Below are 9,286 nucleotides of genomic sequence, written 5' to 3'. Positions count from 1 at the left end.
ATTTCTCGTCGGGCCAGCGGTCCGCGCCCGCGATCCAGGCGGCGGCGCGGGCATATCCCCCACCACGCGGCTTATCTGGAACAGGGATACGCCGACGGTGTCTTCTTTGCCTCGGGACGAAAGCATCCGAGGACCGGTGGCGTCATCCTTGCGACTTGCGGTTCGCGCGCGACAATGGAGAAGCGTGCCATGTCGGACCCGTTCGTCCGGCAAGGCCTTGCTTCGGTTTCCATCACCGAATTCCATCCGAGCGCACTGGCACCGGTTTTCCTGAGTGCCCTGGCTTCGGATGCTTGCTGACCCTTTTCTCGCGGGTCGGAGCCCCAGCACAGGACCTAGAACGAGTCTCCTACGCCTCGGAAACCATCCGCAGCCGCTCAGCAAGCTCGTGGTGATCGCGAGGGCGGCGAGCCGCCGCCTCCAGCATCTGGCGTTGGGCGTCATTGGCCTTCTCCGTGGTCTCAAGGCGTTCGGCGAGGCGTCCCGCGCGCTCGCCGGACCTGCGAAGCAAAATCAGGAACAAGACCACGGCGAGTACGATGGCGCCGTGGAACAGCGTCGGCTGCATTCGCGGGCTCGTGGCGATCGCGGTGAGCAGCCCGCCGATCATCGCCGCCCCCGCTTCCAGTCATCGAGCCGGGCGTAGATCGTGACCGCGATGCCGCCGAGCGCCACAACGATGAACACCCAACGCAGCGTGTCGATACGGCACCAGCGGCAGGATCGCGGATTGGGTCTCCGCGAGGACGCTCTGCGCAGCCTCGACACCCGCGGCACCCAGCGTCGCCACACCGGCCGCGCCGCCGCCCTTCATGGTGCGGCTGTCGGCCAGCACCTCACGCACGGGCGGCGTCTCAGCTGCAAAAGCAGTCGCCCGGACCGGGAACCGAGGCACCCCTGTGACTGAACCGCATCGACCCTGCGCCGCACCTGCTATGGCAATGGCGGCGCCGGCCGCGCCGAGAACGAGGGTGGCCATGGCGGGGTCTCAGCGTTGCGGGAACAGGAAGGCGAAGGCGATGCGCCGCCGCCAGTACGGGGTGAGCGGTTCCTCGATCTCGCCGAGCCGCTCATAGGCATGGAGGAAGGAGTCGGGGGCCGTCAGGATCCCGACATGCTTGGCGATGGCGCGGGGCTTTCCATACTCCCGCGACGTCACGAGACGTGGATGCGGCAAAGCGAAGAAGCCCGGACTTCGGCTCAGATCGTCGGCTCGGCATGATTGACGTGCCGCCGCCTACCTGCTTCGGTGGACAACAGCCAGTCGCGGAAAAGCCTAACCACTGATGACGAGGCCAGACTCCCATGGTCACGGATTACGACATAATACGCTGAATCTGAACGGATCGTTCTTTCCGAGAGCTGTACCAGCCGTCCTTCACGGAGGTCGTCTGCGACAATAGCCAGCGGACAAAGAGCAACTCCCTGACCCGCGAGTGCCGCCACCCGAAGCAGGTTGAAGTCCTCGAACACCGGGCCTGGAATCAGCGCATGCGGTTCGCCCTCGGCTTCCAGCCAGGCCCGCCAGCCCGTCGCGTCCGAATCGTGCAGAAGTCCAGCGCGCACCATCTCTACGCAGGTTGCGGAACGACCAATTCCGAGGTGCGGAGCACAGACTGGCGCTGTCGCGCCGGGTAAAAATCGTTCGACCACCGCGCCCACCGGGTCGGGCGGATCAGCCCCGAACACTATTGCGACATCGACGTCACGGAACTCAATCGGTTGACCATGGAACGCGTAGACCAGCCGCACCTCCGTCGCGGGCGCAAGCGCTCTGAACTCGCCAAGCCGGGGGATGAGCCAGCAGACCGCCACCGACGGTATCGCGGCAATAGTGAGCGTCGGCGGTCCGCCGGCGCGGCGGGCCTGGCGGCAGGCATTTTCAATGTCGGCGAGCGAACGCGTAAGTGCCTGCGCCAGCGTCTCGGCGTGCGGCAGTAGCGTCGCCCGATTTCCCTGACGCTCGAAGAGTGGTGACCCAAGCCATGCCTCGAGTCCTCGGATCTGATGGCTCACAGCCGACTGTGTCACGCAGAGTTCGTCGGCTGCCCGGCTGAAGCTGCCGTGCCGGGCCGCCGCTTCGAAGACACGCAGTGCGCCGAGCGGCGCCTGGGCCATCCAGTACCCTCCATGAGTCCTGTTCATGCTGCCATGAGAAACCGTCTTTTGACAAGAGAGGCGCGAAGCCGGACATTCCGCGCATCATCAAATCGGAGGAATGCCCATCATGAACGCGGCCCTGCTCACCCGCGATCGCCTTCAGGACTTCACCAAGAACGGCCCGAAGGTGAAGCCAACCTTTTCCGCTGCCGAGATGCAGCGCCGGCTCGACACGCTGCGGAGTGTCATGGCGAAGGCGGGGATCGATGCCGCGCTCTTCACCTCCTACCACAACATCAACTACTACTCCGACTTCCTCTTCTGCTACTTCGGCAGGCGCTACGGTCTCGTCGTGACCCAAGAGGCGTCGACCTCGATCTCGGCCGGCATCGACGGCGGCCAGCCGGCGCGGCGCACCTTCGGCGGCAACGTCACCTACACCGACTGGCAGAAAGACAACTACTTCCACGCCGTGCGCACGCTGACCGGCGGCGCCAAGCGGCTCGGGATTGAGTTCGACCACATCAACATCGACACCCTGAACCTGCTCAAGTCCGAGTTCCCCGGCATGGAGTTCGTCGACATCGCCGCGCCGGCGATGCGGCTCCGCATGGTGAAGTCGGCCGAGGAGATCGCCCACATCACCGAGATGGCGCGCATCGCCGACGTCGGCGGCGCCGCCTGCGTCGAGGCGACGAAGGTCGGCACGCCCGAGCACGAGGTCGCGCTGCACTCGACCGCGACGATGGTGCGCGAGATCGCGAAGACCTGGCCGCACGCGGAGCTGATGGACACCTGGACCTGGTTCCAGTCCGGCCTCAACACCGACGGCGCCCACAACCCGGTCACCTCGCGCCGGATCGAGCGGGGCGACATCCTCTCGCTCAACTGCTTCCCGATGGTTGCCGGCTATTACGTCGCACTCGAGCGCACGCTATTCGCCGAGACCGCGACCGACGAACACATCCGCCTCTGGGAGATCAACTGCCAGGTCCACGACCGCGGCAAGGAGCTGCTGGTGCCCGGCAACAAGTGCTCCGACATCGCGAAGGAACTCAACGCGATGTATGCCGAGAAGAACCTGCTCCAGTACCGCTCCTTCGGCTACGGCCACTCGTTCGGCGTCCTTTGCCACTACTACGGTCGCGAGGCCGGCCTCGAGCTCCGCGAGGACTGCGAGACCGTGCTCGAGCCCGGCATGGTGGTCTCGATGGAGCCGATGATCACCATCCCCGAAGGCATGCCGGGCGCCGGCGGCTACCGCGAACACGATATCCTCGTGATCACCGAGGGCGGCAACAAGAACATCACCGGCTTCCCCTACGGACCCGACCACCTGATCGTGAAGTAGGCGGCGCCGCCGCCTCTGATACCGGGCGACATTTTCGCCCCTTGCTCTAGTCCCGGCCCGCACCGCGGGCCGGCTGGCGCAATGCCAGCCGATCGAGCGATCGGCCGGAACAAGATCCAATCGGGAGTGAAGCATGTCCTATCTGTCTGCCGCGCCAGCGGCCGAAGTCCCGCATGATGCCGAGGTCGCCCCGGACGTCCTGCGCAAGGTTCTCGGAGCGAGCTTCATCGGCAACTTCGTCGAATGGTTCGACTACGCCTCCTACGGCTACTTCGCCACGGTGATTGCCCACGCCTTTTTCCCCGAGATCGCACCCTCGGCGGCGCTCCTCGCCACCTTCGCTGTATTCGCGATCTCCTTCATCATCCGCCCGATCGGCGGGATCGTCTGGGGCAGCATCGGCGACAAGATCGGCCGGCGTACCGCGCTCTCCTGGTCCATCCTGATCATGTCGGGCGCGACGACAGTGATCGCGCTGCTGCCGTCATATGCGCAGATCGGGATCATGGCCCCGATCCTCCTGCTCGTCGTGCGCATGGTCCAGGGCTTCTCTGCCTCGGGCGAATATGCCGGCGCCACCTCGTTCATCGCCGAGTACTCGCCGACGAAGAAGCGGGGCTTCTACACTAGCATGGTGCCGGCCAGCACCGCCGCGGGCCTGCTCGCCGGCTCCCTGATGTCGGCGGCGCTGTTCGGCCTGCTGACCGAAGACCAGATGCAGTCCTTCGGCTGGCGGCTGCCGTTCCTGCTCGCCCTGCCGCTTGGCCTGGTCGGCCTCTACATCCGTCTGAAGCTCGAGGACACCCCGAAGTTCCGCGAGCTCGAGGAGATGCACCACGTCGAGGCCACTCCGGTGCGCGAGCTCTTCATCACCTACCGCCGGCAGATCGCCATCGCCTTCGGCGTGACCTGTCTCAACGCGGTCGGCTTCTACCTGATCCTGAGCTACATGCCGACCTATCTCATCACCGAAATGGGCATGGGCCAGACCGAATCCTTCATTGCCACAAGCATCTCGCTCTTCGCCTACATCTTCCTCATTTTCCTGATGGGACAGCTCTCGGACCGCTTCGGCCGCAAGACCGCGCTCGTCACTGCCTCGATCCTCTTCATGATCCTGACGGTGCCGCTCTTCAGCCTGCTCGACGGCGCCTCGTTCGCGATGATCGTGCTCATCCAGATCGCCTTCGGCGCGCTACTGACCATCAACGACGGGACGCTCCCCTGCTTCCTGTCGGAGATCTTCCCGACCAAGGTGCGCTACTCGGGCTTTGCGTTCAGCTTCAACGCTGCCAACGCGCTCTTCGGCGGCACGGCACCCTTCGTCGCGACGTGGCTGATCGGCCTGACCGGCAGCAAGCTTGCGCCGGCGTGGTATCTCGTGGCCGCCGCCGCCGTCGCGCTCATCGCCATGCTCCTCGCCCGCGAAACTGCCGGCAAGCCGCTCGAGGACTGACGTCCGCTTCGGGCGTCCCGGGCCGCGGCCGTCATCCGGCCGCGGCCATCGCGGCCCGGATCGTCTCGAGATGCACACGCATCTCCCGCTCCGCCATCGCGCTGTCGCCTTCTTCGATCGCAGCGACGATCGCTGCATGCTGGTCGCTGTGCCGCTTGCGGAACTCCTCGACTCCGATCCTGCGATAGGTCCGGTCCCATTCGTGCTGCCAAGGCGCCCGGCGCCGCGCATCCGCGAGATAGCCGAGAACGCCGAGCAGCACGGGGTTGCCCGCCGTTTCGGCAACGGCGCGATGAAAGGCGCTGTCGGCTGCCTCGCAGGCAGCGAAATCGCGGGCCCGACGTCCCGCTTCGATGCGCCGTCGCAGATGCCGGAGATCGCTCTGACGGGCCTTGGCCGCCGCCGCCCCGGCCACGGTTGGCTCGATGAGCAGGCGGGCCTCCATAAGGTCGGCAGGCCCGGTGACGGCAACGAGCAGGGTTTCTCGCAGGGGCACTCCAGCGGGCCGCGGGCCGCGGAACGTGCCCTGTCCGACGTGCCGCCAGATTGACCCTTCCGCCTCGAGGCGAGAGAGCGCAGCTCGCAGAGTCTCGCGGCTGCATCCGATCCGTCGCGCCAGAGCACGCTCGGCCGGAAGCCGGTCCCCCCGGTGCGGTATCTCCGTCTCGATGAGCGCGTAGAGCCGCCGGTACGCTTCGAGGCTGTCCATCGTCGGCAGACCAATTTGCAGACCAATGGCGATACCTCGCAGAAGCGGCATAGTCCATTCAGAAAGGCTGCTTCGTCATGGTCCCGATTCTCGTCCTCTGCCTGGCCGGCTTCGCCGCGGGTGCGCTCAACGCCGTTGCCGGCGGCGGCACGTTTCTCACCTTCCCGGCGCTTGTCTGGGTCGGCGTGCCGCCGGTGATACCACGGGCGTTGAGCTCTCCGGCGATGGCGCGCAGGCTTGTGGCACCACCCGCCCGGATGTCGGCGATCACCGGGGCGAGGTCGCGGGCGTGTGCGTCGGCATTGCGAGCGACCGCCGCCCTGAGCGCCGCACCGCCCTTGCCGGCCCGCCTGAGGGCTGCGGCGCCGTTGGGGTTACCGAGCTTCACCCCGCGGGCCCTGGCCACCGCCAGCGCCTCCCTGGTGCGCCGGGAAATCGCCTCGCGCTCGGCCTGCGCCACCAGCGCCATGACGCCGACGGTGAGGTCGTTCGCCTCCGGCATGTCGGCCGCGGCGAACTTCACGCCACTGTCGCGCAGCGTCAGCAGGAAGGCGGCGTTGCGCGACAGCCGGTCGAGCCTGGCGATCACCAGCAGCGCCCCGGTGACCCGGGCGAGATGCAGGGCGCGTCCCAGCTCCGGCCGGTCGGGGTCGCGGCCGCTCTCCACTTCCGTGAAGCGGGCGATGAGCTCTGCGCCCCTGCTCGCCACGAGGGCCTCGATCGCCTGCCGCTGCGCCTCCAGCCCCAGCCCGCTCGCACCCTGCCGCGTGGTGCTCACCCGCTCGTAGCCGACGATGCGCATCGCCTCAGTGCGTCGATGGGGCGGTGGTCGAGGGCGAGGCCCGAGGCGGTGGTCTCGCGATCGGCGGCTTCGAGGCAGTCCGGCATGCGGGGCTCTCCGTAGCGGGGCGCCCGGCCCCCCCGGGTCGAGCATCCGCGGGGCGTTTCGGGCGGTTTCACGGGATCATAACACGCCATCAACGCACTGTAATTAAGACACTTTTTGCCATGGTTCGCCACGAGCCGATAATTCCAGTGTGCGCAGGCAACTCGGCTTTGATACGCGGAACGCGCCCAAGGCCCTGTTCAACAGTGGTTCGGCGCGTTGAGCCTTCTGGTCAACAAGGGCACTGGCCGCGGTTGGGCCACTTGAACCGGAGGACTATCCCCTGCCGACTGTGCGCGCTACGAACCGTTGGCGAGGAAAGTGAGGCCAGCGAATATCGTGACGGAAGAGGACGACCAGCGGAGGGAGATGCTGATCCGTCGCTGGGCGCGCGCAGCGTACTGGTCACCAGAAGAAGGAGTCGCCCTCGCATACAATCTTGACCCGACGAAGGTCATTTCTGGAGGCGGAGAAGACTCTGGTGACCGCAGGATCCGGGCGTCCGCGGATGCTTGCCATGTGTTGGAGCTGGCGCGGCGCGCCGTCTTTGTCAACGCGCTTAGACGTTTTTCCGCTCCGATCAGGTTTATGAAATGGGCGCGATCGACGGGAGTCGAGTTTCATTCGGACTGGTGGGCCGCCGTCACCGACGATGAGCTGGTCCCTCACGACGCCGGCGAGAAGTCTCCTGTTGCCCCGACCCCGGACCTCGGGACCAGAGAACGGGAATCGCTTCTTAAACTGGTCACGGGCATGGCTATCAAGGGATATGGCTGGGACCCGGGTGCCGGGCGGAGTGGAACTGTCGGCGAGATCGCCGGTGATCTTGCCCATCTCGGGATTTCACTGGACCCCGACACGATCCGGAAGTGGCTGAGAGCGGGCGCGGAACTGCTGCCTCCAGAGAACGGCCAAGACGAATAGCCGTCGTTAACCGAATTCGTCCTCGCCCAAGCCGAATTCCTGCTCACACGTCTCCGACTCGTAAAGGATTTCCCCGAACCGCATCGGAGAAGGTCCTTGACCCACGCCATCCGCACTCTGCCTGCCACCGGCTTGGTTCGCCTCACGTCGATCCTCGGCCCCCACGGGCCGATCCCGGTCTCGAAGTCGACCTGGTGGGCGGGCGTGAAGTCCGGCCGCTATCCGAAGCCCGTCAGGCTCGGGGCGCGCATCACCGCCTGGCGGGTGGAAGACATCCGGGCCCTCGTCGAACGAGGTGCCCAGTGAGTCATCGCATCGACACGGACGACATCGGCAGCCCAGACCGGCCGCATCTCGTTGAGGATGAGCTCGCGCAGCGCTGGCGCCTTTCGACGCGCACGCTGCAGCGCTGGCGCCGCGACAGCACGGGACCGGCGTATTTGCGCCTCGGCCGCCGCATCGTCTACCGCCTCTCCGACATCGAGGCTTTCGAGGCGACGCATCTGGATGGCCGGCCTTGACGGCGCTGGCCGTCGTCGTCTGATGTTCAGGCCTTGGTGTAGGCCGGCGGGCCGGTGGCGCTCGGGCGGGTCATTCCAACACCTCCCTGAGCCAGTCAGGGACGTCTGCGGACCCGCCGCCGACGTCCGGGGATGTCGGGGGGTGACCCGAACCACATCCCCCCGCATATCCCCCGGTACAAGCCGTTGAAGTCATGTGCGTTTGGGGATGTGGGGGATGTGGGGGATGTTTTTCCCGACTTCCTGTCGCGTGCGCGCGCGTGCGCATGTGTGTAGGGTTGGAATCATATCCCCCACATCCCCCACATCCCCCGGAGCCTTCATTTTCAACGGGTTGAGCCGGGGGATGTCCTTTTTTGAACATCCCCCTTTTCCGCCCGACATCCCCCGGTGGACGCGTCAGCGGACCGCGGCGCGGAGGCATCGGCGTTCACGACGAGCTGCCACTGACCGGAATTGTGCGAGACGCGGACCTTCTGGATGCGAACCCGAACCGAACCGAGGTCGAAGATGCGGTCGCGCATGCCACCGATTGCACGGCCGAAGGCGATGCGCCGCGCATGCTCGGTCGCGCCGCCGATGGGAATGGCCGGCTCGCAGGCGCAGGCGATCGGATAGAGGTCGCCGGACCCGACCACGGCCGTACCGAACCGGTTCCACCACGCGCGCACCAGCTCGCTCCAGGCAGCTCCCTCGCTGTCGGACGCCGCCATCATCTCCTCGAGGTTGCCGAGGAAGCCGCCGATGCCGGCGACATCGAGCACACCGCCGAGGACCTGCGCCCAGTTCTCGTAGCTGCCGATGGCGCGGGTGCCGCGGGGCCGAGCTCCGGAACTTCTCTCAGCGGGTAGAACGGACGCGCCCCGCGATGGAGCTCCGCTATGCGCGGGATGTGGCAGACGACCGCGGTCTGGATTGGGAGTTTACCGAGAAGGTGTTGTCCTCTCGCGACATCGACGCGTGGATGCGGCAGGGATGGTGAGCGCATGGCCCGAAAGGTTCGATCCCAGACTCGCTTGCACCCCAACCAAGGATGCGAAATCGGGAACATTTCCCTTAGGCTTTATCCAGCAAAATCAATGCGCTCTACCTGTTCACCTTGGAGCCCGAAGTGAACAGGTTCAGAGAGAACGGGCCAAGAGAGACCCGGTTTCGGGTCCGGTGCCGGCTTCGAGGTGAACAGCCCCGCGGCTACAACCCTCGAAAACAACGAGAAATTCTGGCCTCAGGCACGAGCGGAGAGCGGGTTGTGTCGGGATATTGGCGGAGGGGATGGGCCTGATATCCAACCTTCTTTTGTGGATGCCGCTCGGTTTGCAAGGAGTTTCTGATCGTCGGG

11 protein-coding genes and 2 pseudogenes are annotated in these 9,286 nt (G+C 66.0%); 6 read left to right on the top strand and 7 right to left on the bottom strand.

Going from position 1 to position 9,286, the window contains the following annotated elements:
• Positions 1 to 300: YciI family protein (locus tag V7050_RS14375; RefSeq protein WP_324375566.1), on the top strand; the 300-nt coding region annotated here is incomplete at its 5' end.
• A 49-nt stretch (positions 301 to 349) separates the two neighbouring features.
• On the opposite strand, the gene V7050_RS14370 is transcribed toward V7050_RS14375, so the two are convergent.
• From V7050_RS14370 to V7050_RS14355, 4 genes and pseudogenes are all read right to left on the bottom strand, one after another.
• Positions 350 to 610, bottom strand: coding sequence for a hypothetical protein (locus V7050_RS14370; protein WP_324375563.1), 261 nt, complete (start codon positions 608 to 610; stop codon positions 350 to 352).
• Positions 607 to 889 (bottom strand): annotated as a pseudogene (locus V7050_RS14365) (YcbK family protein); the annotation flags it as partial. The pseudogene V7050_RS14365 and the gene V7050_RS14370, both read right to left, overlap by 4 nt.
• Before the next feature lie 99 nt (positions 890 to 988).
• Positions 989 to 1,135: pseudogene (locus tag V7050_RS14360) on the bottom strand (peptidase); the annotation flags it as partial.
• A 65-nt stretch (positions 1,136 to 1,200) separates the two neighbouring features.
• Positions 1,201 to 2,118: a LysR family transcriptional regulator gene (locus tag V7050_RS14355; protein WP_324375561.1), complete on the bottom strand. Its 918-nt coding sequence runs from the start codon at positions 2,116 to 2,118 to the stop codon at positions 1,201 to 1,203.
• A 109-nt stretch (positions 2,119 to 2,227) separates the two neighbouring features.
• Here V7050_RS14355 and V7050_RS14350 point away from each other — a divergent pair, with 109 nt between their 5' ends.
• Positions 2,228 to 3,451 (top strand): aminopeptidase P family protein, encoded by a 1,224-nt coding sequence (locus V7050_RS14350; protein WP_324375559.1) that lies wholly within the window; start codon positions 2,228 to 2,230, stop codon positions 3,449 to 3,451.
• A gap of 133 nt (positions 3,452 to 3,584) precedes the next feature.
• Positions 3,585 to 4,907: an MFS transporter gene (locus tag V7050_RS14345; RefSeq protein WP_324375558.1), complete on the top strand. Its 1,323-nt coding sequence runs from the start codon at positions 3,585 to 3,587 to the stop codon at positions 4,905 to 4,907.
• Between the two features lie 31 nt (positions 4,908 to 4,938).
• Here V7050_RS14345 and V7050_RS14340 read toward each other — a convergent pair whose 3' ends face one another.
• Both V7050_RS14340 and V7050_RS21070 read right to left on the bottom strand, forming a co-directional pair.
• A complete protein-coding gene (locus V7050_RS14340; protein ID WP_324375555.1) occupies positions 4,939 to 5,667 on the bottom strand; it encodes a FadR/GntR family transcriptional regulator in 729 nt (242 codons plus the stop codon).
• A 7-nt stretch (positions 5,668 to 5,674) separates the two neighbouring features.
• Complete coding sequence (locus V7050_RS21070) at positions 5,675 to 6,418, bottom strand: recombinase family protein (protein WP_442885628.1); 744 nt, start codon at positions 6,416 to 6,418, stop codon at positions 5,675 to 5,677.
• Positions 6,419 to 6,841: 423 nt separating this feature from the next.
• Here V7050_RS21070 and V7050_RS14325 point away from each other — a divergent pair, with 423 nt between their 5' ends.
• The 3 genes from V7050_RS14325 to V7050_RS14315 all read left to right on the top strand — a co-directional run bounded on the left by V7050_RS14325 (position 6,842) and on the right by V7050_RS14315 (position 7,947).
• Complete coding sequence (locus tag V7050_RS14325) at positions 6,842 to 7,426, top strand: hypothetical protein (protein ID WP_324375554.1); 585 nt, start codon at positions 6,842 to 6,844, stop codon at positions 7,424 to 7,426.
• A gap of 96 nt (positions 7,427 to 7,522) precedes the next feature.
• On the top strand, positions 7,523 to 7,732 hold the full coding sequence (locus V7050_RS14320; protein WP_324375552.1) for a helix-turn-helix transcriptional regulator: 210 nt from the start codon (positions 7,523 to 7,525) through the stop codon (positions 7,730 to 7,732).
• Positions 7,729 to 7,947: a helix-turn-helix transcriptional regulator gene (locus V7050_RS14315; protein WP_324375550.1), complete on the top strand. Its 219-nt coding sequence runs from the start codon at positions 7,729 to 7,731 to the stop codon at positions 7,945 to 7,947. Before V7050_RS14320 ends, V7050_RS14315 begins: the two co-directional genes overlap by 4 nt.
• Positions 7,948 to 8,273: 326 nt before the next feature.
• On the opposite strand, the gene V7050_RS14310 is transcribed toward V7050_RS14315, so the two are convergent.
• A complete protein-coding gene (locus V7050_RS14310) occupies positions 8,274 to 8,711 on the bottom strand; it encodes a hypothetical protein (RefSeq protein WP_324375548.1) in 438 nt (145 codons plus the stop codon).
• Positions 8,712 to 9,286 lie beyond the last annotated feature (575 nt).

Source organism: Amaricoccus sp. (assembly GCF_036846665.1).
GTDB lineage: Bacteria > Pseudomonadota > Alphaproteobacteria > Rhodobacterales > Rhodobacteraceae > Amaricoccus.
Note: the sequence above shows the minus strand (reverse complement) of the source record. Positions and strands in the feature narration are given on the sequence as shown.

Excerpts from the sequence above, each read along its gene's own strand:
- V7050_RS14370 (WP_324375563.1), bottom strand. The coding sequence starts at position 610 with ATGATCGGCGGGCTGCTCACCGCGATCGCCACGAGCCCGCGAATGCAG.
- V7050_RS14355 (WP_324375561.1), bottom strand. The coding sequence starts at position 2,118 with ATGGCCCAGGCGCCGCTCGGCGCACTGCGTGTCTTCGAAGCGGCGGCC.
- V7050_RS14350 (WP_324375559.1), top strand. The coding sequence starts at position 2,228 with ATGAACGCGGCCCTGCTCACCCGCGATCGCCTTCAGGACTTCACCAAG.
- V7050_RS14345 (WP_324375558.1), top strand. The coding sequence starts at position 3,585 with ATGTCCTATCTGTCTGCCGCGCCAGCGGCCGAAGTCCCGCATGATGCC.
- V7050_RS14340 (WP_324375555.1), bottom strand. The coding sequence starts at position 5,667 with ATGCCGCTTCTGCGAGGTATCGCCATTGGTCTGCAAATTGGTCTGCCG.
- V7050_RS21070 (WP_442885628.1), bottom strand. The coding sequence starts at position 6,418 with ATGCGCATCGTCGGCTACGAGCGGGTGAGCACCACGCGGCAGGGTGCG.